This window comes from Pseudoduganella sp. R-32 (assembly GCF_049913245.1).
GTDB lineage: Bacteria > Pseudomonadota > Gammaproteobacteria > Burkholderiales > Burkholderiaceae_D > Rugamonas.
The window spans coordinates 1,381,777-1,404,665 of the sequence record NZ_CP183987.1; the positions used below are offsets into that span (position 1 = coordinate 1,381,777).

Below are 22,889 nucleotides of genomic sequence, written 5' to 3' on the forward strand. Positions count from 1 at the left end.
ATGACCGAGTTCAAGAATACAGAGCAAGACCTGCACCGCTTCCGGGTGCGACTGTCCGTGCTGGGCGGGCTGGTGTTCTTTTGCTTTTCGCTGCTGCTGGCGCGCTTCATCTGGCTGCAGGTCATCAAGCATAACGACTACATTGCCAAGGCCGAGGATAACCGCATCGCGGTGGTGCCGATCGTACCGAGCCGCGGCCTGATCCTCGATCGCAACGGCGTTGTGCTGGCGCGGAACTACTCTGCGATCACGCTGGAGATTACGCCTTCCAAGCTGGCCGCGCCGATGGAGGACGTGATCGACGAACTGGCCAAGCTGGTGGAGATCACCACCAAGGACCGCCGCCGCTTCAAGAAGCTGATGGAAGAATCGAAAAGCTTCACCAGCGTACCTCTGCGCAGCCGCCTGAGCGATGAGGAAGTGGCGCGCTTCGCCGCCAACCGCTTCCGCTTCCCGGGCGTGGATATCCAGGCTCGCCTGTTCCGCCAGTACCCGCTGGGCGAGGTGGCCTCGCACGTGGTCGGTTATATCGGCCGCATCAATCAGGCTGAATCAAAGGCGCTGGAAGGAACCGAGTACGAAGCCAATTACAACGGCACCGAACATATCGGCAAGGAAGGCCTGGAAAAGAGCTACGAACGGCAACTGCATGGCGTGACCGGCTACGAGGAAGTGGAGCGTACCGCCGGCGGCCGCGCCATCCGCACGCTGTCGCGCACGCCTGCGACGCCGGGCTCCAACCTGATCCTGTCGATCGATATCGAACTGCAGAAGATCGCGGAAGAAGCTTTCGGCGAATACCGCGGCGCGCTGGTGGCGATCGAGCCGAGCACCGGCGACGTGCTGGCTTACGTCTCGCGCCCCGGCTATGACCCCAACCTGTTCGTGGACGGTATCGATGCGCAAAGCTGGAACGAACTGAATACCTCGCTCGACAAGCCGCTGATGAACCGGCCGCTGTCCGGCACTTATGCGCCGGGCTCCACCTTCAAGCCCTTCATGGCGCTGGCGGCGCTGGAAACCGGCAAACGCACCACCAGTCAGGCGATTGCGGACCCGGGCTTCTTCTACCTTGGCACCCACAAGTTCCGTGACGACGTGGTGGGCGGGCACGGCATGGTCGACATGCGCAAGTCCATCGTCGTGTCCTGCAATACTTACTACTACATGCTGGGCCGCGACATGGGTATCGATTTGATCCATGATTTCATGGCGCCGTTCGGCTTCGGCCAGCTTACTGGAATTGATCTGGAAAACGAGAAGAAAGGCGTGCTGCCGTCGCAGGAATGGAAGCGCCAGCGCTTCAAGAAGAACCCGGCGGCAGGCAAATGGGTGGGCGGCGACACGATTTCGGTCTCCAACGGCTCCGGCTACAACAACTACACGCCGCTGCAGGTGGCGCACGCGGTGGCCAACCTGGCCAATAACGGCGTGGTCATGAAGCCGCACCTGGTCAAGATCCTTGAAGACGGCGGTACCCGCAAGCGCACCCTGACCGTGCCCAAGGAAAGCTACCGCATCCCGCTCAAGCAGGCCAACATCGACTTCATCAAGGATGCGATGGTAGGGGTGACCACCGAGCCCGGTGCGACCGGCTACCGCGCCTTCCTGAATGCCGGCTATAGCGTGGGCGGCAAGACCGGCACCGCGCAGGTGGTAGCGATCAAGGCCAATGAAAAGTACAACGCCGCGCGACTGGACGAACGCTTGCGCGACAATGCCTGGTTTACCGCCTTCGCACCGGCAGACAAGCCGAAGATCGTGCTGGCGCTGATCGTGGAGAACGCAGGCTTCGGCGGCGCCGTGGCCGCGCCGATTGCGCGTAAAGTGCTGGACTATTGGCTGCTGGGCAAGCGCCCGACGGAAAAGGAAACGACGCCGGTGCCGAAGGAAGATGCGGTCACCGTGCCGGTGGAAGACCTGCCTGAGGCGGACGTCGATGCCGCTGCCGAGCGACGCGCGCAGCAGCAAGGCCAGGCAGGTGGACAGCCGGCAGCGGCAGCGCCGCAGACGCCTGCACCGGTGCCGCAGGCGCCAGCGCCGGCGGACCAGAAGCCGCCGGCCGGCCCGCCGCGCAAGAGAGAATAAAGGAGGCAGCATGCCGATCAATGAAAGGCGTTCACTGTGGCGGCGCATGCGTCCGTACGTGACGGTATTCGATGGCCCGCTGATGCTGGTCATCGTCCTGCTGCTGGCGACCAGCCTGGTCGCACTGTATTCGGCCAGCATCGGCATTCCCGGCAAGATCGAAGACCAGTTGCGCAACATCGCCATGTCTTTCCTGGTGATGTGGTTCGTGGCGAATATTTCGCCGCAAAACATGATGCGCATTGCGCTGCCGGCCTATGTGGTGACGATTTCGCTGTTGCTTGCGGTGGCCCTGTTTGGCACCATCAAGCTGGGCGCGCGGCGCTGGCTCAACCTGGGTTTCGTGCAGATCCAGCCTTCCGAATTCGCCAAGATCGCAGTGCCGCTGATGCTGGCCTGGTACTTCCAGCAGCGCCACGGGCATATGCGCTGGCATGCATATGCGCTGGGCGCGGTACTGCTGCTGGTGCCGGTGTTCCTGATCGCGCGCCAGCCCGACCTGGGCACGGCGCTGCTGGTGGTGGCGGCCGGCGCCTGCGTGATTTTCCTGGCCGGCCTGGCGTGGAAGGCCATTCTCGCGCTGGTGGTGATGGGCGCTGCCTGCCTGCCGGTGGCCTGGTCGATGATGCACGATTACCAGCGTGAGCGGATCATGACGCTGATCGACCCGACGTCCGACCCTCTGGGCAAGGGCTTCCACATCCTACAGTCGACCATCGCCATCGGCTCCGGCGGCGTGACAGGCAAAGGCTGGACGCAGGGCACCCAGGCCCACCTGGAGTTCATTCCCGAGCGTACCACCGACTTCATCTTCGCCGTGTTTTCCGAGGAGTTTGGCCTGATCGGCAACCTGGTGCTGATGTTCCTCTACTTGCTGCTGATCGGCCGCGGGCTGATGATCGCCTCGGGCGCTCCGAACCTGTTTACCCGCTTGCTGGCGGGCGCGATCACGATGATTTTCTTTACCTATGCCTTCGTCAACATGGGCATGGTGAGCGGCATCCTTCCGGTAGTGGGCGTGCCACTGCCGTTCATAAGCTACGGCGGCACTGCGCTGCTGACACTCGGATTGGCATCGGGCATCCTGATGTCGATCCAGCGACATAGAAAGCTGGTGCAAACTTGAAGAAGCACGCAATCCGACTCCTGCCGCTTGCGGCAGCCGCACTGCTGGCCGCTTGCGGTACCACGCAGACCGACTCCACTTCGCGCAAGCCGCCGTCGCCCGTGACGGCCAGGCCGCAACCGGGCATTCCGGTGCTGCCGGCGGCTGGCTCGGGGCGCGGCGCCTACTACCAGGACGACGGCCCGGGCGACAACCCGCCATCGGGCTTGCTTGAGACGCCTGATGCTGAGGTGCGCAACGATCCTCTCGCGCCTTACTCCAATCGTCCTTACGTCGTCTTTGGCAAGACCTACAAGCCTATCCCGCTTGGCTCGGACTTCAAGCAGCGCGGACTGGGCACCTGGTATGGCAAGAAATTTCATGGCCAGCGCACCTCGTCCGGCGAGATCTACGATATGTACAAGATGACGGCGGCGCATCCGACGCTGCCGATTCCTTCTTATGCACGCGTGACCAATGTCTCCAACGGCAATTCTGTGGTGGTGCGCATCAATGACCGCGGGCCATTCCACTCCACCCGAATCATCGACGTTTCCTATACGGCGGCGCTGAAGCTTGGCCTGCTGGTCAACGGCATGAGCCAGCTTGAAGTGGTGCACCTGCCGCCGGCCGAGATCGAGCGCATGATCGCGGCGCGCAAGGCTGGCGGCAGCGCAGCGGCCACCGCTTCGGTGACGACGCCCCAGGCGCCGCAAAGCATGCCGAAGGCGGCGCCCATGCTGGCGTCCTCCAATGGCGACGAAGCCAGGCCGGTGTTGCTGGGCGGTGCAGGCGAGCAGGGCTTCTACCTGCAGCTGGGTTCTTATGCACGCGAGGACGGCGCCGACGGCCTGCGCAAGCGGCTGGAAGCAAGCGACGCCAGCCTGAAGCTCGACGTCGAGCAGGCTGGAAAATTCTACCGGTTGTTCGCCGGCCCTTACGCGAGCCGCGAAGATGCGCAGGCAGCCGGCAAGGCGCTGCCTTCAAGCCTGAAGCTCAGGCCTATCGTTATCGAGCGCTAGAGCAGGAACGGGTTTCCTGCTCGGGAAACTTGGCGGTGATCTTGGCGATGCGCGTCCTGGCGTCTTCGCTGAGGTCGCGGAACTGGAAGTACACCTGCTTGCTGCTGGTGTAGCGCGGCGCCACGCGGGCCGTTTGCACGCCTTGCTTGACCAGCGCGGCCAGTTGCGCCTGCGCGGCTGCCTCGGTGCGGAATACGCCCAGCGAGATACCCCATCTCAGCGGCGAGCTATCGTTCAGGATGAAGAAATTGGTGACGCCGAGTTCACGCAACTCGTCCGCCTTCTTTTCGGCGGCAGCGCGGCTGGCTTGCGGCGGGATGTGCACGATGTAGCTCGACACTTCCTGTTCGGCCACGTTGCGGCGCTGCTGGCGGTCGCCCAGTTCCAGCGGCGCCAGGCGGTTTTCAAACTTGCGCGCCTCGTCCAGCGCGAAGTTGCCCACTTCCACGCAGGCGACGGTGGCCGGCTCGTCGCGCGGTACCGGCGGTGGCGGGGCGAGTGCTGCTACCGCGCTTTCGGCCTTGCTGGCGCTGATCAACTGAAGCTTGTCGGCATTCTGCTGCTTTTGCAGGCGTCCAGGTTCATGCTCGTTGCCGCTGAATTGGCCGAGGTAGCCCTCGCCGTACGCATACAGCGCGGCATTGGCGACCAGCAGCAGGGCAAATATCAGTTTCAGCACGGGCGCTCCATACGGGTCAGGCGCTGCGCAAGGCAGCGTGCAGTCCAATCATCACAATGTTCTCGACGTGGCGGTGCGGCACGGGGACCGCTGGCGCGACGTAAGGCGCGGCGCCGCCGGAAATAATACATTCTACGGCCTGGTGCAGCTCGAACGCGCGTTCAATCGCACCGGCTTGCGCGGCCAGGCAGCCGGACAGGATGGCGTCGTCGGTGTTGTCGGCGAAGCCTTCCGGCAGCTTGCCGGGCTTGATCTGCGGTAGCTGGGCAGTGTTCCTGGCCAGCGAGGTGGCCATCAGGCCCAGGCCCGGCAGGATCATGCCGCCCAGGAAAGTGCCGTCAGCGGTGATCGCGTCGATCGTGGTGGCCGTACCGCAATTGGCGACCACGATGGCTTTGCCCGGGCACAGGGCGCGGGCGCCGATGGCCGCGGCGAAACGGTCGCAGCCAAGCTGCGCGGGATTACGGTAGGCATTGCGGACGCCGGCGCGCTCCGGGATGGAGGCGAACCATTCGATGGCTTGCGGATCGAGCTGCAGCTGCGGCGCGGACAGCCAGCCGGCCAGCATGTCGCGCACGGACTGGCCGGCCACGTTGGCGATCAGCACGCGGCTGATGCCGGGCGCGGCGGGCGCACCGGCAAGGGCACCGGCCAGTGCCGCCGGGAACTCGGCGGCGTCAGCATGCATGTGCGCACCTTGCACCAGCCAGTCGCCGAGGGCGGCGCCGGGGGCAACGAGCGCCCATTTGATGCGGGTGTTGCCGGCATCGATCAGCAGTTGGTAGCTCATGGCGCAAGCCTCAGCGAAACATCGCCCGACAGCACGGCCACGCGGCCAGCCGGCGTATCGAGCAGCAAGCGGCCCTGGTCATCGACGCCGGCGGCCAGTCCTTCCTGCTGGACTTCGCCCTGGTCGAGCAGCCGTACCGGCTGCCCGCGCCAGGCCTGCAGCGCGTTCCAGCGTTCGGTGAAGGCGGCAAAGCCGGTAGCGTCGAATTCCGCCAGCACCGCACACAGGCGGCTGAGCAATTGCGCCAGCAAGGCATTGCGGTCCATCTGCGCCAGCCAGGGGGCCGAGGATACTTCGCGGCCGATGGCCGCCTCCATCTCGTCCGGCATCAGCAGGTTCATGCCGCAACCGATGACGGCCCAGATGGTGCCATCCGGCGCAGCCTGGGTTTCGACCAGGATGCCGGCCAGCTTGGCGCCATCCTTCAGCATATCGTTCGGCCATTTGAGCTGGACGGGCACGCCCAGTCCATTCACGGTCTCGGCCAGCGCCACGCCGACAGCCAGCGGCAAGCCCACCATGCGGTGCAGCGGCGCGCGGAACGGCCAGGCGACGGAGAACGTCAGCGATGCGCCCGGCGCGGAGAGCCAGCTGCGGCCGGCGCGTCCGCGGCCTGCGGTCTGGCGCTCGGCCACGCGCAGCACGGGCCCGCTCAATGCGGCCGCCCCCGTCTGCACCGCGCAAGGCACGCGCGCCAGCAAGTCGGCGTTGGTCGAGCCGGTTTCGTCCACCACTTCAATGGCGACGTGGGATGCGCTGTCGGCGACCAGCGCACGGATTGCCGCAGCAGCGAGCGGTGTTGCATTCATGTTGTGCCCTTGCGCGCCTTGTGCGGCGCCTTGGCGAAAGCCCGGTCGAACAGCCAGTTCGGCAGCGCGCGCAACAAGCGCGCAATCATGCCTGCGCCGAAGGGAATGACCCGGTAGCTGTCGCCTCGCTCGATGCTGCGCGCTGCGGCGGCCGCGAAATCGGCAGGCTGCATCAGGAACGGCATCGGATATTTGTTCTGTTGCGTCATCGGCGTATCGATATATCCCGGCGCAATGGTGACCACCTTGATCCCGCTGCCGCGCAATTCGACCCGCAGCGCTTCGCAATACACCCGTACCGCGGCCTTGGACGCGCTGTAGGCGCCCCCGCCCGGCAGGCCGCGCACACCGGCAACGCTGCCAATGCCAACCAGGCGCGCCGGAGAGCCCTGCGCGCGCATCGGCGCGATGAAAGGCGAAAACGTCGCCACCGTGGCCGTGACGTTGGTGGCGATGATCGATTCGAAGACCGGCAAGTCTTCCGCCAGTTCAGTGATGGTGCCGTGCGAGATGCCTGCGCTGGCGATGACGATGTCGCAGCCGCCGGCATGGGCCAGGAAAGCTTCTGCAGCGCTGCGCAGCGCCGCATGGTCGGTGACGTCGGCCGCGTAGCAGCGGTGGCGCTCCGGATTGGGAAGGGTAGCGGCAAGCGCCTGCAGCGCCTCCGCGCGGCGTCCCAGCAGGCCGAGAACGCAACCTTGGGCGGCGTACTGCGCCGCCAGTGCCGCGCCGATGCCGCTGGAGGCGCCGGTGATGAAAACGCGCTTCAAGGTCTTACTTCTTCTCCGCCTTTGCCTTGGCCACCAGGAAATCCAGTACCGTCAGCGCATTGGCGTGCTGCTGGGCCTCGCTTGGCACCGGCTTGATGCTCTTGTTGGCTTCGGCAGGGGAGGTCATGTACTTGCCATCGACGATCAGCATCGGCCAGTAGTCGACCCGGTAATCGCCCATCATGCGTTCCGTGCGGCGCACCTTGGCCGCTACGCCAAAGCCGTTATAGGCTTCGGTAAATTTGGTCTTGTCGATGCCGTTGCTGGCGGCCCAGTCGATCACCGCGGCGTCGTTGCGCAGGGAATTGCCCTGTTCATGCATGGCGTTGAACACTTTCGCATGGTTCTGCTCCACCAGGCCGAGGGCTTCCAGCGCGAAGAACAGCTTCTGCTGCGGCAGCACGGACGGGCCGCGGCTCACATGGATGCGCTTGAACACCACGTTGTCGCCTTGTCGCTTGACCCAGGCGGCCATGGCCGGATCGAGTACATAGCAGTGCGGGCAGTAGTAAGCGAAGAACTCGATGACTTCAACCTTTTTGCCGGTGTCTACCGGCTGCGGCTCTGGCAGCACCACGTAATCGGTGCCGGCCACTGGCGCCGCCGGAGAGGCAATGGCGCCGAACGCGACGCCGCACAAGAGCGCGGCCAGGATCTGCTTAAACAGTTTCATCGCTCGCACTTCCCTTATTTTTGATTACGGACGACGGCAACATCGATGCCGTTTTCAGATAGCTTGGCGCGCACCTTGTTCATGGCCTCCACCTGGGTGAAAGGACCCATGCGCACGCGGTGCAACACGCCGGCGTCGGTGGCGCGGTCGGACACCGTCGCTTCGAAGCCCAGCAGGGCCAGCTTTGCGCGGGTGTTTTCGGCGTCGCCGACTTCGCGGAAGGCGCCGGCCTGCAGGTAGTACACGAACTTGTCTTCGCCTGGCAGGGCAGGCGCCGGGGCGGCTGACTGCGCCGGTGGCGCCGCGCTGTTGACCGGCGGCGGGGCCGCGGGCGAAGTGGTGGCAGGCGCCGGTGCCGGTGCCGCTGGCGCTGCCGCCGGGGCCTTGGCCGGAGCATGGCCCTGCGCCTGGATGTTGTCCACTACCTTCTGCAGTTCATCGGCTGGAGCTGGCTTCGCGTTATCGCGCTCGAATTCGCTGTTTGCCTTCTTCACCGCATCCTTGTTGCCGTACATCGGCTTGTTCGGATCGGCGATCTGGCCGGATGCTTCATCGGTCGGCTTGCCGTTTTTCGGCGCCTTGTCGGTGAACGGCGTCTGGCCCTTGGTGATGCTCAGGGCGACGACGACGGCGATGACCAGGCCGATGACCAGGCCGATGATGAAGCCAACCAAGGTATTACCTTGTTGCAGACGCGGAGAAAAGCGCGAGGAGCGAAAAGCCATGTGGACCTTACATTTGGTTAGGAGCAGAAACACCGATCAGTGCCAGGCCGTTGCGCAGCACCTGGCGGGTAGCGACCATCAGGGCCACGCGGGCCAGCTTGGTCGCTTCGTCTTCCACCAGCACCTTTTCGGCGAAGTAGAAGGAGTGCAGGGCGGCGGCCAGGTCGCGCAGGTAGAAGGCTACCTGGTGCGGGCCCAGTTCCGCCTGGGCGCGGGCCAGCACTTCCGGATACTGCGCCAGGGCGGCCAGCAGGGTCGCTTCGGTCGGCGCGGTCAGCGGCGACAGGTCGACGTTGGCGACCGAGGCTTCGTCGCCGCCCCAGTTTTCCAGCATGCGGCAGATACGCGCATGGGCGTACTGCACGTAGTAGACCGGGTTTTCGTCGGAAGTTTTCAGGGCAACGTCGACGTCGAACACGAATTCGGTGTCGGCTTTGCGCGAGATCAGGAAGAAGCGCACGGCATCGCGGCCCTTGGTGATGTCGCCGCCGCCGGACCATTCGATCAGGTCGCGCACGGTGACGTAGGAGCCGGCACGCTTGGAGATCTTCACCTCGGCGCCGTCCTTCATCACGGTGACCATCTTGTGCAGCACGTAGTCGGGGAAGCCTTGCGGAATGCCCAGTCCGACCGCCTGCAGGCCTGCGCGCACGCGGGCGATGGTGCCGTGGTGGTCGGAGCCCTGCACGTTGATGGCCTGGGTGAAGCCGCGCTGGAACTTGACGATGTGGTAGGCGACGTCCGGCACGAAATAGGTGTAGCCGCCGTCGGTCTTGCGCATGACGCGGTCCTTGTCGTCGCCGTAGTCGGTGGTGCGCAGCCACAGCGCGCCGCCGTCTTCGTAGGTGTGGCCGTTGGCGACCAGGGCTTCCACGGCCTTTTCCACCTTGCCGTCGGAGTACAGCGAGGATTCCAGGTAGTAGTTGTCGAACTTCACGCCGAAGGCCTGCAGGTCGATGTCCTGCTCGTTGCGCAGGTAGGTCACGGCGAAGGCGCGGATGTTCTCGATGTCTTCCACGTCGCCGGAGCCGGTGACGGGCTGGCCGTCGGAGGCGGAAACGGTCTTTTTGGCCAGGAAATCGGCGGCGATATCGGCAATATAGTCGCCGTTGTAGGCCGATTCAGGCCATTCCGCGTCGCCCGGCTTGAAGCCCTTGGCGCGGCACTGGACCGAGGTAGCCAGGGTCTGGATCTGGACGCCGGCGTCGTTGTAATAGAACTCGCGGGTGACCTTGGCGCCTTGCGCTTCGAACAGCGAGGACAGGGCGTCGCCCAGGGCGGCCTGGCGGCCGTGGCCTACGTGCAGCGGGCCGGTCGGGTTGGCGGAGACGAATTCGATGATGACGTTCTTGCCGGCCAGCGATTCGCTCTGGCCGAAGGTCGCGCCCTGTTGCAGCACGGTCTTGACCACGGACTGCTTGGCGGCGTCGGTGACGCGCAGGTTGATGAAGCCCGGGCCGGCGATGTCGGCCGATGCGACCAGGTGCTTGCCGGCCGGGTCTTCCTGCAGGGCGGCGACGATCTTCTGCGCCAGCTCGCGCGGGTTCATCTTGAGCTGCTTGGCCAGCTGCATGGCGATATTGCAGGCGACGTCGCCGTGCGATGGGTCGCGCGGGCGCTCCAGCACCACGTTGGCTTTAACGTCGGAACCTTCCAGGATAGGCTTGAGGGCGGCCTGGAACAGGGAAATGATCTCTTGCTTTTGTTGGGCGAGCATGTGAATAGCCGGGAACGTCTGAAAGAGGGACATTATACTGAAAAGCGTATCATTCCCTCTATTGCTTGACTTGACTCAGTGGATGGCTTGATTGTCCTGTTACGCTGTGGTTTTTATTGGCTGGAGACTCCAAATGCTTTCGCTGTCAGAATTGCAAGAATTGGCCTGTGCCCTTCCCGTCGAAGACAGGGCCCGGCTGGTGCGCGCGGTTTTGGATTCGCTGCCCGATGAGGGCTGGGGTTCTTTGCATCCGGACTGGATGGCGGAAATTGACAACCGTCTGGCAGCATTTGAACGAGGCGAGTTGGACGCTATTCCGGCCGAAGAGGTATTCAAGCAAGCATATAAAAAGGCGAGCTAAATGGCGGCTCGCTTCCTTGCGCCAGCGAGGAAGGAACTCCTCGACCATATTGATTTTTACGACGCGCGTCGACCCGGCTTAGGGAAGTTGTTTGTTCGGGCCGTGGAGCGCGCGGTTCGGCTGGCAGAAGCATTTCCTGACGCCGGGCGCCCCATTGCGGAATCTGTCCGGAGGATAGTGGTCCGCAATTTTCCGTTTGAATTGCTCTATAAGACAGAGTCACATGGCATTCTGATCATCGCAATTGCACATCAATCCCGGCAACCGGGATATTGGCGTGATCGGATATGACGGCGGTTTCATGGCTTAGGTCGGTCTTGTCCCGGGTTACAATCTTGGTTTTCACAGATTTACCGCGATGAATACGGCCGCCCGGCCGTGCCGCCGGCTGGCGGGCGCGATGACAGGATTGCAATGACTAAGAAAGAGCGCCCAACTTTATCCCTCAAACCCAAGGCTAAACCGGCTGCACCGGCGGCCAAGGCGCCTCGTGCGCAGGGGGATGGCGGACAGCGCTCCGCTGGTTCGGACCGCCCGCGTACCGCCGGCCCGCGTCCGGCTGGCCAGCCGCGCGGCGAATCAGCACCACGGGCCAATACGCCGCGCCCGAGCGGCGAGGGGGCCCAGCGCGGCTTCGGAGCACGCCCTGACCGCGAAAATCGTGGCGAAGGCCGCAGCGAAGGCCGTGCCGACCGCGAGCAGCGCAGTTTCGCGCCGCGTTCGGACCGGGAAAACCGCGGCGAGGGCCGCGACGACCGTGGCCAGCGCAGCTTTGGCACGCGCGCAGGCGGCGAAAACAGCCGCAATGAAGGCCGTGGCGAAGGAGTCCAGCGTGGTTTCGGCAGGCGCGAAGGCGCCGATTTCCGCAACGATTCGCGTTCGGATCGCCCACAGCGTGATTTTGGCCGTTCGGCCGGCGGCGAAGGTGCAGGTTCCGGCTCGCCTTGGGCAGCCCGCAAGCCTGCGGCTCGTGGAGAAGACGCACCGGCGCCACGTGCGCCAGCCAAGCCGGCCATCCGCGAAAGCCACCATCGCGACCTGAAACCTCGCGTACAGACCGACTTCCAGTCCGAACTGAAACAGGACTCGCTGGCCTTTGCGATCCTGGGCGCAGCGACTGCGGCAGTGCAGGTCCAGCAGGGCAAGGCATTGCCGCAGGCCCTGGCAGCCGTATTCGCAAACAACGGCGCCATCCCGCAAGCGCGCGGCGCGATCCAGGACATCGCCTACCGCGCCATGCGCCAACTGGCACTGAGCGAAATCCTGATCGGCCTGATGGCGCCGAAAGCCCCGGACCCGCTGGTCCAGTCGCTGCTTTCCATCGCCCTGCCGCTGATGCACCCGGCCGACGGCAGCCCGGCCCCGTACGAAGCCTTCACGGTCGTCGACCAGGCCGTAACGGCCGCCGGCTCCCACCCGGACACCGCGCGCGCGAAAAACATGGTCAATGCCCTGCTGCGCCGCTTCCTGCGTGAAAAAGAGGAACTGCTGGACGAAGCCCTGCAGCAGCCGGAAGCACAATATAACTACCCGCAATGGTGGATCGACTCCGTCATCACCGCCTACCCGAAGAACTGGGAGCAGGTACTGGCCGCCGGTAACAAGGCGCCGCCGCTGACGCTGCGCGTGAATACCCGCCGCACTTCGCTCAAGGACTACCTGGAGCGCCTGGCCGCGCAGGGCATCGAAGCGACCCAGGTCGGCGAATTCGCGGTGCGCCTGGCCAAGCCGGTGCCGGTATACCAGATCCCGGGCTTCGACCAGGGCGACGTATCGGTGCAGGACGCCGGCGCCCAGCTGGCCGCGCCTTTGCTGGACGTGCAAGCCGGCATGCGCGTGCTGGACGCCTGCGCCGCCCCGGGCGGCAAGACTTGCCACATCCTCGAACTGGCTGATGTCAATTTGATAGCATTGGACGCCGATCCAAAGCGCCTGCAGCGCGTCCAGGAAAATCTCGACCGCCTGCAATTGCAGGCAACGCTGCAGCCGGCAGAAGCCCAGGCCGACGCGTGGTGGGACGGCCAGCCATTCGACCGCATCCTGGCCGACGTGCCTTGCACCGCCTCCGGCATCGTGCGCCGCCACCCGGATATCCGCTGGTTGCGCCGCAAGAGCGACACCCGTCAACTTGCAACACTTTCGTCGCAAATTCTCGACAACCTTTGGAAAATGCTCGCCCCCAATGGTAAATTGCTGTTCGTGACATGTTCGTTGTGGCCGCAGGAGTCCGAGGCGCAGGCGGCCGCTTTCGCGGTGCGCAACCGCGCCACCCGCCTCGATGCGCCGGGCCAATTGCTGCCTCTGGGCGGCGCCGGGCAGGATCACGATGGTTTGTTCTACGCATTGTTCCAGAAAGATGCGTAACCCTTTGACGAGCACCAGGCAAGTGATCCAAAGATTTCTTCGACTCCTTTGCTGGCAGTTGCTGTTGACGCTTGCGTGCGCGTTGCCGCAGGCTGCCCACGCCTCCGACGAGACGGTGGAGATTACGCGCGCCTATATCGAGGCGGCGGAAGAGGGGTATCGCCTGTCCTCGGCCTATTCCTTCGAGCTGAGCCACGGGATGGAAGAAACCGTGCAGTCGGGCGTCCCGCTGCACTTCACCACGGAAATCAGCTTTACCCGCCCGCGCTGGTACTGGTTCGATGAAAAAGCCGTCACCGCCAAGCGCACCCACAAGCTGTGGTACGACGTCCTGATACGCCAGTACTACGTCAAGATCGTCGGTTCCGTTGCCCAGCCTTTCCAGACGCTGGACGAAGCCCTGTTTTTCATCCGCCGGCCTACCCGCTGGGTAGTCGCGCCGCGCGGCGCCCTGAAGGTGGGCGAAACGTATAACGTGACCCTGCGCATGGGCATGGACAAGGATTTCCTGCCCAAACCGATCCAGGTCAACGCCTTCAATAACAGCGAGTGGCGACTCTCGTCCAGCAAAAAAACCTTCCAGTACAGGGCTGAGTAAGTGACGTCTGCCCTCCGGTACTTGTTTGTCGTCGCTGGCGCGACATGCAGCATATTGCTGTTCCTGCTCGCCTCCGCCTCCGATAATTCCGCCTTCTTCGACCGCTATTACGGCTGGCTGCTGGGCCTGAACGCCTCCGTCGCGGTGGCGCTGGTGCTGCTGGTCGGGTTCTCCCTGTTCCGCCTTTATTCGCGCTACAAGAGCGGCAAGTTCGGATCGCGCCTGATGACCAGGCTGGTGGTGCTGTTTGCCGCCATCGGCGTCTTGCCCGGCCTGGTGATCTTCCTGGTGTCGGTGCAGTTCGTGTCGCATTCCATCGATTCCTGGTTCAATGTGCGCGTGGAAGAGGCGCTGGACGCCGGCCTGGACCTGGGCCGCTCTGCGCTGGATGAATCGCTGGCCGAACTGGAAGCGCAGGCGCGCGGCACCGTGCGCCAGCTGGCCGAAGACCCGTTCTACGCCGCCCCGGCCACGCTGGCGCGCTTCGTGCGCCGCCATCCAGGCACCCAGAGCGCCATCATCGTCGACGCCGACGGCGGCCTGATCGTGTCGGCCATGGGCGAGCGCCGCATCAACCTGTCGGCCGACCTGCCTTCGGCCGCAATGCTGAACAAGGCCAAGGACGAACCTTCCTATGCCGCCTACGAAGGCGGCGGCGAGCTGCGCGACGACCGCATCGGCGCGCCGCAGCCGGCGCCGCTCGACGCCAACAGCGTGCTGCGCCTGCGCGTGCTGATGGCGATTCCCGATCCGGTGCAACCGTCCGGCGCCCACCTGGCGCCGCGCTACCTGCAGATCATCCAGGCCGTGCCGCAAAAGCTGGCCAGCAACGGCGAAATGCTGCGTACCGCCTTCTCCGAATACAAGGAGCGCTTCGTGGCCCGCGTCGGCCTGCGCAAGATGTATATCGAAACGCTGACGCTGACGCTGCTGCTGGCAGTGTTTGGCGCCATCGCCGCCGCCTTCCTGATCGCAAACGACCTGGCGCAGCCGCTGCTGCTGCTGGCCGAAGGCACCCGCGCCGTGGCCGAAGGCGACCTGTCGCCGCGCCCCATCGTCGCCAGCTCGGACGAACTGGGCACGCTGACCCAATCGTTCAACACCATGACGCGCCAGCTGTCCGAAGCGCGCAGCGCTGTGGAACGCAACCGCATTGCGCTGCAAAACGCCAAGGCCCACCTGGAATCGGTGCTGGCCAATATGTCGGCAGGGGTGATGGTGCTGGATTCCGAATTCCGCCTGGTCACCTGCAACGACTCGGTCGAGCGCATCCTGCAGCACGCCGGCGTGACCCTGATCGGGCAGCCGCTGGCCGAGGTGGATGGCATGCAGGAGTTCGCCGCCGCCATCATCAACGCCTTCTCGGCGCAGTCGGCGCAGACCGCGGCCGGCCGCAACCTGCAGCGCCTGCACTGGCAGCGCCAGATCGAGATTCCGCGCCCGCCCGGCAGCGCCGAAGAAAATGAACTGATCCTGCTGACGCGCGGCTCGCGCCTGCCGCTGGAAACGGGCATCGGCTACATCGTCGTGTTCGACGATATCACCGACGTGATCTCGGCCCAGCGCTCGATCGCCTGGGGCGAGGTGGCGCGCCGCCTGGCCCATGAAATCAAGAACCCGCTGACGCCTATCCAGCTGTCGGCCGAACGCCTGCAAATGAAGCTTGAATCCAAGCTGGCGGGCCCCGATGTGGAATTGCTCAACAAAGCCTCCACCACCATCGTCAACCAGGTCGCCGCCATGAAACGCATGGTCGACGACTTCCGCGATTACGCCCGCACCCCGCCCGCCGTGCTGCAGCCGCTCGACCTGAACACCCTGGTCGAGGACATCCTGCACCTGTACGTGAGCGGGGAGGGCGACGACATCATCCACGCCAACCTGGCGCCGGCCCTGCCCATGATCCTGGGCGACGACACACAATTGCGCCAGGTGATCCACAACCTGCTGCAAAATGCGCAGGACGCGCTGCAGGAGCATCCTCCTGCCGACGCCAGGCCGCGCATCGACGTGGTCACGGAGGGCATCATCTACCAGAGTGCGGACGGCGGCACGCGTATTGCAGTGCGCCTCTCAATCTCCGACAATGGCCCCGGTTTCGCGCCGAAAATCCTGGCCAATGCGTTCGAACCGTACGTGACGTCGAAGGCAAAGGGCACGGGCCTGGGCCTGGCGATGGTGAAAAAGATTATCGAGGAACACGGGGGGCGGATCGATATCCAGAACCGTGACGATAGTAGTGGTGCGTCGGTGCTGATTTTGCTGTTAAAGTTGGCGTCGGTGTAGTTGGCATAATATTGTTGTACCAATAAAATCATTGTCGCGCCGACAGGTATAGAATGCCTGCGTAGAGAGCGATAAAAATGAGGGAAGGGGCAAGGGATACATGGCAAACATTCTCGTAGTTGATGATGAAATGGGCATTCGGGAGCTGCTCTCGGAAATCCTGGGCGACGAAGGTCATGCGGTCACGCTGGCGGAGAACGCCCAGCAGGCGCGCCAGGCGCGCGCCGCCGGGGCGCCCGACCTGGTCTTGCTCGACATCTGGATGCCGGACACGGACGGCGTTACGCTGCTCAAGGAATGGCAGCGCGATGGCTTGCTGACCATGCCGGTCATCATGATGTCGGGTCACGCGACCATTGATACCGCGGTGGAGGCAACCCGCATCGGCGCCATGAATTTCCTGGAAAAGCCGATTGCGATGCAGAAGCTGCTGAAGGCCGTGCAGGCCGGCCTGAGCCGCGCACAGGAAGCGGTGCGCGCACCGGTCATGACGACCCGCCCGGTGATGCCGGCGCCGGTCGAGGAAAGCAGTTTCGGCCAGGCGCAGGTGGCGCAGCAACCGGTGACCCACAACCTGGGCATGGCACGCGCCGTCAACGGCGACAACCCGATCTTCAACCTGTCGTTCGACCTGCCGCTGCGCGAAGCGCGCGACGCGTTCGAGCGCATGTACTTCGAACACCACCTGGGCCGCGAAGGCGGCAGCATGACCCGCGTGGCCGAGAAGACGGGACTGGAGCGCACCCACCTGTACCGCAAGCTCAAGCAACTGGGCGTGGAGCCCGGCAAGCTGTCGAAGAAAAACCAGGCTTGATTCCGACTACGCTGGTAACAGGCCCGACGGCCGCAGCACGTGAAAACGCGATTGCGGCCGTTTTGTCGCCTGGCCACGCCACGGCCATCATCCTTGAAGGTTTGGCCGACGCACATTCTCCATTGGTGTATGATGAAAGTGACCCGACGGCATGGCAGCCGCAGGTACACCGCATCGCCCCCGGCTGCCTATGCTGCGCCGGTAATCTTGTCTTACGTGTTACATTGAATCGTCTCTTGCGCCGTCCCCCGGCGCAGCTCTTTATCAGCCTGGCGGATGCCACTCACGTGGATAGCCTGCGCGCCATGCTTGCCACGGCCCCTTACGACGCCCTGCTGCGCCTGGAGCCGGTACTGAACGCTTGAAAATGGCTATGACAGCCCCATCTCGGTTTGGAAACGAAACGTGAAGGAAGCCATATGAACCTCATTTACAACAGCGAGCAATACAGTGTTGTCGAATTTGGCGCAGACCGCAGCCTGGAAGCCTTGCGCTTCGGCGGCTACGAGATCGTCGACAAAGGCGGCAAGCGCGAAATCTTCATTGCCGGGGTCATGGCGCAGAACTTCCGCCGCGACGTTAACGAATTGATTGCCAGCGAGCCCACCATCGAGGAGATCGATGATTTCCTGGGCAACTATGAAGCACTGATGAGTCAACCGGTGCTGCTGCACTAAGTTCTTTTGCATCCTCCGTGGAGCGCTCCCTTGCTCCACCATGGGCAGCCATGCCAGCGCTGCCCGTTTCCTCTGCTGAATCGATTCGAAAGCCCCGTGATAGAATTTGGAAAAATGTCAATTCGACATTTTCTTCACACTTGGGCCAGTAATTGCGTTCTACAACTCCAACGATCGTTCTCAAGCTTCGCTGCTTGATTCTCGTAGGTGCGTTGATATTCAGCGGCTGCGCGCAAGAGAAATCCGCACTGTTCACAGCGTCGATCCGCATCGCCCTCACCGATGCAGCGCCAGGAATGCCTGCGACTGTACTCCCTGAACTCCAGCGGCTAGGGTTCACGGAGCAGCTTAATCCAGCGCGTACTCCGCACTTCAGGATTTTCTCTACCAGGATTCCCGAAGAATACATGGTCGGCATCCCGTTGGATTCGGACCAGGAGACTTATCAAGTAAATATTTTCTTCAGCGGCCCCAAACCGTTTGGCGAGGCCGGCGTTGTGCTCTACCGAAATCTGGTGGCAGGCCTGAAAGATAGTCTCGGGGCGGCGCGCGTTACCGCCAGCTCGACCAGCGATACAGGGCAGGTTCTGCTCGAGAGCTCACCCCGTTAAGTGCTGCGGCACGCAGCGTACTTCCACGCCTGATCCCCGCGGCGGGAATGATGTGGGAGTATGATTCCCGCTGACACTCCCCTGAACATACTGCCAGAACGCATAACCATGAGCGCCCTCGGATTCAGTCACTACAACCTGCGTGCACCGCGAGCATTGCTTGATGAACTGCGCGACTTCTACTGCGACGTAGTCGGCTTGACCGTTGGCCAGCGACCTCCATTGCGCAGCTTTGGCTATTGGCTTTACGCTGGCGGACATGCCGTTTTGCACCTGTCGGAAGCCGGGCCGGAGGAAGTCAGGCCGACGCAGCCGTCGGGCACATTTGACCACGCAGCCTTTCGTTGTCGTGATCGCCCTGCGTATGAGAGGGCGTTGGCCTTGCGAGGCATCCGGTACCGCGTGGCCCTTGTTCCGGCAACGCAGCAGGTCCAGATTTTCCTCACCGATCCAGCTGGAAATGGGGTAGAGCTGAATTTCGATTCTTCCGACGAGGCCTGAAAAGCAGTGCGCTACGGAGACAAATGATGGCAGCCGAAGAAAACGCAATCCGCGCGGTGCACGCGAAGTGGGTCGAGGCAGCCAATGCGGCGGACCTTTCCAGCCTGCTTGCCATCATGACCGAGGACGTCGTCTTCCTCAATCCGGGCGAGGCGCCTATTGGCAGGGAAGGTTTTTCAGCCAAGTTCACTGCGGCCCATCAAGAGTTTCGCATCGCCTGCGGCAGCGAACTGAAAGAGCTGGTCGTAGCGGACGATTTTGCCTACACGCGCAGCGCAGACCACTTGAGCGTGACGCCGCGCGCCGGTGGCAATGCAACCCTGCTTGCCGGACAGCGAATGACAATTTACCGCAAGCTCCCCGACGGCCAGTGGCATCTTTCACGCGACGCGCATACCTTGTCGCCGGTGCAGAGCTTCAATTTCTTTGCCTCGGAAGTTTCAGCCGCGCCAGTCGATGGAATCTGGACAGTCGCATTTGGCGGCCCCGCGCACGGGGACTATTTCCTGGTCCAGCGCGATGTCGAGAACGTGCTGGGTGAGCGCGGACTCAACGTGCACTATATTGAACTGGGGGGCCAGTCGAAGGGATGTTACGGTGGTGTTGAAAAGGTGCAGGTGCTGCCGGATGCAGTGAAATTCCAGTTCACTTCCGACGCTGCGGTGCGCATCGGATTATCCGGGATTGTCGTTTCCTTTAGCCTGTCCAAGGCGGAGCTCGCGTTAGTGTCGTCTGCCTTGGCGCACATAGTGGAGCATGGGCGAGTCGAAGTACTGTAGGCACCACCATCAGACTGCCATGACCAATAACCAGCAATTCGTCTTGTATGGAGCTGCGGCTTCCGGTTCAGTCGCCGTTGAAGCCGCCCTGGAGCTGCTTGACATTCCATTCCTGGTAATAGAAGGGGAAACCTGGTCTTCGGCAGCAGCGCGGAAGCGTGTTGGAGGGCAAAACGCGCTGCGGCAAGTTCCGACTCTGGTGTTGCCGAGTGGCGAGACGCTTACAGAGAGCGCGGCCATCCTGCTTTGGCTGGCTGACGCTCACCCGGGCGCGAGGTTGGCGCCGGGCCCACATGATCCGTTGCGTGCGCAATTCCTGCGCTGGATGTTTTTCGTCTCGTCAGCAATCTACTCACTGCACTGGATCAAGCCGGATGTGAGCAGGATTGGCGCACCGCAAAGCGCCAGGGATGATGTAGTAGACTCAATCCATGAGCGCATAGCTTTCTGCTGGCGTACCATGGACGCGCAACTACGCCCTTCCAAGTACTTGCTGGGCGATACCTTGAGCGTACTCGATCTCTTCGTGGCTGTGATTTCGCGCTTCGGTCCATGGCGTGAGCGTTTCTATCAAGAGGCGCCAAACATGACTCCAGTGGTCAAGCGCGTCGACGAGGATTCTCGTTTGAAGGCGCTTTGGGAGCGGCGTTTTCCGTCAGACTAGGCAAATACGCGTTAGAAACTCGCGGGAGGATCTATGAAACGCACCTGGACAATCATCGGCGTCGCCGATGTCGCTCATAGCTTCAACTGGTACCAGACTTTGTTTGGCCAGCCAAAGACCGCACCGGCCCACGAATTCTTTGGGCAGGTACGCGACCCCGATGGCACGGTTCTGCTCTGCTTGCACCAGTGGGGATCGCATGACCACCCCACTCTGGCAAGCCCGGGCGATTCGCAGCCCGGCAATGGGCTGTTGCTATTCTTCCGCGTAGACGATTTCGACGAGGCGCTGGCAAGGGCGCGCGGCCTGGTGGCGAACCTCGAAGAAGATGTCAGCGTCAACCCAAGCACCGGCACGAGGGAATTCGCGCTGCGCGATCCGGATGGCTACTACGTCATGGTGAGCGCATGGGACTGAAGACCAAGCTTACGGAAAGGCTCGGGATCGAGCATCCGATCCTGCTTGCGCCGATGGGCGTCATGGCCGGCGGCAGGCTGGCGGCGGCGGTAACCAATGCCGGCGGCCTGGGCATCATCGGCGCTGGCTATGGCGATGCCGAGTGGATCGAGCGGCAATTCGCGGCAGCGGGCGGTGCGCGCGTCGGCTGTGGGTTCATTACGTGGTCGATGGCGCGGGATTCGACGTTGCTCGAGCAGGTCCTGGCCAAACGGCCGGCCGTGCTGATGCTGTCGTTCGGCGAGCTGGAGCCGCACGCCTCGATCATTAAAGCGCGCGGCATCCCGCTGATCTGCCAAGTGCAAGGCATGAAGTACCTGCGCGAGGCCGTCGACGCCGGCGCCGACATCATCGTGGCCGAGGGCTGCGAGGCGGGCGGCCATAGCGGCCATCGAGGCTTGTTCACGCTGGTGCCTGAAGCGGCCGATTACCTGGCAAAGCATGCGCCAGAAACGGTGCTGGTAGCGGCCGGCGGAGTCGGTGACGGGCGAGGGCTCGCGGCAGCGCTGATGCTCGGCGCGGACGGTGTCCTGGTTGGCACCCGTTTCATCGCGGCGGCCGAATCGGAGGCGCCGGAAGGCTTCCGGCAAGCGATCATTCGTGCCGATGGCGACGCTACGATCAAGTCCAACTCGGTCGACGTGGTGCGCAAGCGTTACTGGCCTAACTCGGAATTCGTGGTCCGAGTGCTGAAGAATGATTTTGTCTCGGCATGGCATGGGCGCGAGCGCGAACTGGAGAAATCAATCGATGTCGAGTTCGAGCGGTTCTGGGATGCGTTCAGGAAGGGCGACGCCGACAATTCCGGCGTACTGATGGGGGAGGTTTCCGGCATCATCCTGGATGCGCCACCGGCCGCAGAGATCATTCAGAAGATGGTTATACAAGCGACCACCTTACTGTGCAAACATGCTGATTTGACGCCGACCCAGGCCCCGCCATTATGATGACCGATTTCAAATTGATCGCAGGCCGCCTCGTCACCGAAATTAGAAAAGACATCTATTTTTTCGGAACCTGCGGAGTAGTGGTCGGACTACTAATGCTCTGGCAGTTCAAGCTCAAAACACTTGGCGTTGCCACAGGAAAGGCGTGGCCAACAGAGCTTTTTTCCGATTTCGTGTCGTTCAATGCGTTCACGCTGGTATTCGTTGGCTTGATAGCGATTGCGGCAGCGTCAACGTTGTTTCGGAGCTTTGGCTTTCCATTGCCTCGGCTTGAGGCCTTGGTAGCTCATCTTGAAGAACGGCTATCGCAGATCGCAAGTTCGATCATTTCATTTACCCTGGGATTGTCAGCATTGGCGCTCTTGCATGCCGTGCTCACGCTGGAACAGGGCGGCCTGGCACTGGCGCTTCTTGTCATGATTTTCGATTGCGTCATATTTTTTGGCTTCGTTACGGCTGGCGCCATTGCGCGTCGTGTCGCGCCATTCGATCAGAGGGGACCGTCGTTATTGGCCTTAGGTGGTTCAGTGATTTTCGTTGGTATTTGCCTAGTCAATGGCATCAACTAATTCCTTCGCGGTAAAGGCAGTTGATTTAGGCCCGCACGGGCTCTGGATGCATAGTGAAGGCCATTGCTTCGGCCTCGCAACCTGTTAAAGTTGTGGGATGTGCCAATTACTTGCAATGAACTGCAATGTCCCGACCGACATTGTGTTCAGTTTCACCGGCTTCGCCCTGCGCGGCGGGCAGACCGATACCCACCATGACGGCTGGGGCATCGCCTTTTTCGAAGGCGCCGGCGTGCGCCATTTTGTCGACCACCAGGCCGCGATCCATTCGCCGATTGCGGAACTGATCAAAAACTATCCGATCAAGTCCAAGAACGTGATCGCGCATATCCGCAAGGCCACGCAGGGCGAGGTCATGCTGGAGAACTGCCACCCCTTCGTGCGCGAGCTGTGGGGCCGCTACTGGGTGTTTGCCCATAACGGCGACCTGAAGGAATTCGCGCCGGTGCTGCATGGGCCTTTCCGTCCGGTCGGCACTACCGACAGCGAACAGGCCTTCTGCCTGATCCTGCAGGAATTGAGCGAGCGCTTCGGCGATACCTGTCCGCCGCTGCCGATGCTGCGCGCGCAGATCGAGAAGACCGTGCGCAGCATCGCCGCACACGGCACTTTCAACATGATGCTCTCCGACGGCCGCGCCCTGTTTGCGCATTGTTCGACCCATCTGCACTACATCGTGCGCCAATATCCCTTCGATACGGCCAAGCTGTCGGACGAGGACGTGAGCGTCGACTTTTCGCAAGTCACCACGCCGGACGACCGCGTGGCAGTGATCGTCACCCAGCCACTAACTACTAATGAGCAATGGACTGCCTTCGTGCCGGGCGAGATGAAGTGCTTTGTGGATGGCCTGCCGCAGAAACGGGACTTCGAGAAAATTTAAC

General features: G+C 62.8%; 26 protein-coding genes. 19 read left to right on the forward strand and 7 right to left on the reverse strand.

The features are described 5' to 3' along the window. The 3 genes from mrdA to ACN9MU_RS06455 are packed head-to-tail and all read left to right on the forward strand — an operon-like array spanning position 1 to position 4,215. On the forward strand, positions 1–2,088 hold the full coding sequence (gene mrdA, locus ACN9MU_RS06445) for a penicillin-binding protein 2 (protein WP_426344312.1): 2,088 nt from the start codon (positions 1–3) through the stop codon (positions 2,086–2,088). 10 nt (positions 2,089–2,098) lie between these two features. After that, positions 2,099–3,214: a rod shape-determining protein RodA gene (gene rodA, locus ACN9MU_RS06450; RefSeq protein WP_426337018.1), complete on the forward strand. Its 1,116-nt coding sequence runs from the start codon at positions 2,099–2,101 to the stop codon at positions 3,212–3,214. Beyond that, positions 3,211–4,215 (forward strand): septal ring lytic transglycosylase RlpA family protein, encoded by a 1,005-nt coding sequence (locus ACN9MU_RS06455; RefSeq protein WP_426337019.1) that lies wholly within the window; start codon positions 3,211–3,213, stop codon positions 4,213–4,215. The genes rodA and ACN9MU_RS06455 overlap by 4 nt, the downstream gene beginning before the upstream one ends. Here the strand turns inward: ACN9MU_RS06455 and ACN9MU_RS06460 are convergent. The 7 genes from ACN9MU_RS06460 to argS are packed head-to-tail and all read right to left on the reverse strand — an operon-like array spanning position 4,202 to position 10,378. Further along, entirely contained in the window at positions 4,202–4,894 is a 693-nt protein-coding gene (locus ACN9MU_RS06460; RefSeq protein ID WP_426321201.1) for an SPOR domain-containing protein, read from the reverse strand. The genes ACN9MU_RS06455 and ACN9MU_RS06460 overlap by 14 nt on opposite strands. Positions 4,895–4,910: 16 nt before the next feature. Continuing rightward, positions 4,911–5,684, reverse strand: a complete 774-nt coding sequence (locus ACN9MU_RS06465) for a type III pantothenate kinase (RefSeq protein WP_426168676.1) — start codon at positions 5,682–5,684, stop codon at positions 4,911–4,913. Next, entirely contained in the window at positions 5,681–6,493 is an 813-nt protein-coding gene (locus ACN9MU_RS06470) for a biotin--[acetyl-CoA-carboxylase] ligase (RefSeq protein ID WP_426168679.1), read from the reverse strand. Before ACN9MU_RS06470 ends, ACN9MU_RS06465 begins: the two co-directional genes overlap by 4 nt. Then, positions 6,490–7,263 carry an SDR family oxidoreductase gene (locus ACN9MU_RS06475; protein WP_426168682.1) on the reverse strand — a complete coding sequence of 258 codons (774 nt, stop codon included), beginning with the start codon at positions 7,261–7,263 and terminating at the stop codon, positions 6,490–6,492. Before ACN9MU_RS06475 ends, ACN9MU_RS06470 begins: the two co-directional genes overlap by 4 nt. A 4-nt stretch (positions 7,264–7,267) precedes the next feature. Next, positions 7,268–7,936 (reverse strand): thiol:disulfide interchange protein DsbA/DsbL, encoded by a 669-nt coding sequence (locus ACN9MU_RS06480; RefSeq protein ID WP_426168684.1) that lies wholly within the window; start codon positions 7,934–7,936, stop codon positions 7,268–7,270. Positions 7,937–7,950: 14 nt separating this feature from the next. Then, positions 7,951–8,661, reverse strand: a complete 711-nt coding sequence (locus tag ACN9MU_RS06485; protein ID WP_426337021.1) for an SPOR domain-containing protein — start codon at positions 8,659–8,661, stop codon at positions 7,951–7,953. A 7-nt stretch (positions 8,662–8,668) separates the two neighbouring features. After that, a complete protein-coding gene (argS, locus tag ACN9MU_RS06490; RefSeq protein WP_426168690.1) occupies positions 8,669–10,378 on the reverse strand; it encodes an arginine--tRNA ligase in 1,710 nt (569 codons plus the stop codon). Positions 10,379–10,511: 133 nt separating this feature from the next. Between argS and ACN9MU_RS06495 the strand changes: the two genes are divergently transcribed. The 16 genes from ACN9MU_RS06495 (at position 10,512) to ACN9MU_RS06570 (ending at position 22,888) form a co-directional block, all read left to right on the forward strand. Continuing rightward, the gene (locus ACN9MU_RS06495) at positions 10,512–10,739 is read left to right on the forward strand and encodes an addiction module protein (RefSeq protein WP_426168693.1); all 228 of its coding nucleotides are present in this window, start codon (positions 10,512–10,514) and stop codon (positions 10,737–10,739) included. Continuing rightward, positions 10,740–11,030, forward strand: coding sequence for a type II toxin-antitoxin system RelE/ParE family toxin (locus ACN9MU_RS06500; protein ID WP_426337022.1), 291 nt, complete (start codon positions 10,740–10,742; stop codon positions 11,028–11,030). It begins immediately after the preceding gene. A gap of 723 nt (positions 11,031–11,753) precedes the next feature. Continuing rightward, complete coding sequence (gene rsmB, locus ACN9MU_RS06505) at positions 11,754–13,103, forward strand: 16S rRNA (cytosine(967)-C(5))-methyltransferase RsmB (protein ID WP_426344871.1); 1,350 nt, start codon at positions 11,754–11,756, stop codon at positions 13,101–13,103. Between the two features lie 64 nt (positions 13,104–13,167). Further along, complete coding sequence (locus ACN9MU_RS06510) at positions 13,168–13,701, forward strand: DUF4390 domain-containing protein (protein WP_426168697.1); 534 nt, start codon at positions 13,168–13,170, stop codon at positions 13,699–13,701. Then, positions 13,702–15,987, forward strand: coding sequence for an ATP-binding protein (locus ACN9MU_RS06515; protein WP_426321206.1), 2,286 nt, complete (start codon positions 13,702–13,704; stop codon positions 15,985–15,987). 100 nt (positions 15,988–16,087) lie between these two features. After that, a complete protein-coding gene (locus ACN9MU_RS06520) occupies positions 16,088–16,801 on the forward strand; it encodes a response regulator (RefSeq protein ID WP_426168703.1) in 714 nt (237 codons plus the stop codon). A 236-nt stretch (positions 16,802–17,037) separates the two neighbouring features. Next, positions 17,038–17,166 (forward strand): hypothetical protein, encoded by a 129-nt coding sequence (locus ACN9MU_RS06525; protein ID WP_307143689.1) that lies wholly within the window; start codon positions 17,038–17,040, stop codon positions 17,164–17,166. A gap of 54 nt (positions 17,167–17,220) precedes the next feature. After that, positions 17,221–17,478: a BTH_I0359 family protein gene (locus tag ACN9MU_RS06530; RefSeq protein WP_055928525.1), complete on the forward strand. Its 258-nt coding sequence runs from the start codon at positions 17,221–17,223 to the stop codon at positions 17,476–17,478. A 194-nt stretch (positions 17,479–17,672) separates the two neighbouring features. Then, positions 17,673–18,089, forward strand: coding sequence for a hypothetical protein (locus ACN9MU_RS06535; protein ID WP_426344313.1), 417 nt, complete (start codon positions 17,673–17,675; stop codon positions 18,087–18,089). 108 nt (positions 18,090–18,197) lie between these two features. Then, positions 18,198–18,590 (forward strand): VOC family protein, encoded by a 393-nt coding sequence (locus tag ACN9MU_RS06540; RefSeq protein WP_426168708.1) that lies wholly within the window; start codon positions 18,198–18,200, stop codon positions 18,588–18,590. 23 nt (positions 18,591–18,613) lie between these two features. After that, positions 18,614–19,369: an Imm10 family immunity protein gene (locus ACN9MU_RS06545; protein ID WP_426168711.1), complete on the forward strand. Its 756-nt coding sequence runs from the start codon at positions 18,614–18,616 to the stop codon at positions 19,367–19,369. Positions 19,370–19,388: 19 nt separating this feature from the next. Then, positions 19,389–20,033, forward strand: coding sequence for a glutathione S-transferase family protein (locus ACN9MU_RS06550; protein ID WP_426168714.1), 645 nt, complete (start codon positions 19,389–19,391; stop codon positions 20,031–20,033). A gap of 33 nt (positions 20,034–20,066) precedes the next feature. Then, positions 20,067–20,450: a VOC family protein gene (locus tag ACN9MU_RS06555; RefSeq protein ID WP_426168717.1), complete on the forward strand. Its 384-nt coding sequence runs from the start codon at positions 20,067–20,069 to the stop codon at positions 20,448–20,450. Continuing rightward, positions 20,441–21,436, forward strand: a complete 996-nt coding sequence (locus ACN9MU_RS06560) for an NAD(P)H-dependent flavin oxidoreductase (protein WP_426344314.1) — start codon at positions 20,441–20,443, stop codon at positions 21,434–21,436. Before ACN9MU_RS06555 ends, ACN9MU_RS06560 begins: the two co-directional genes overlap by 10 nt. Next, the gene (locus ACN9MU_RS06565) at positions 21,433–22,005 is read left to right on the forward strand and encodes a hypothetical protein (RefSeq protein ID WP_426337025.1); all 573 of its coding nucleotides are present in this window, start codon (positions 21,433–21,435) and stop codon (positions 22,003–22,005) included. The genes ACN9MU_RS06560 and ACN9MU_RS06565 overlap by 4 nt, the downstream gene beginning before the upstream one ends. Positions 22,006–22,102: 97 nt before the next feature. Next, entirely contained in the window at positions 22,103–22,888 is a 786-nt protein-coding gene (locus tag ACN9MU_RS06570) for a class II glutamine amidotransferase (protein WP_426337026.1), read from the forward strand. Position 22,889: the final 1 nt, after the last annotated feature.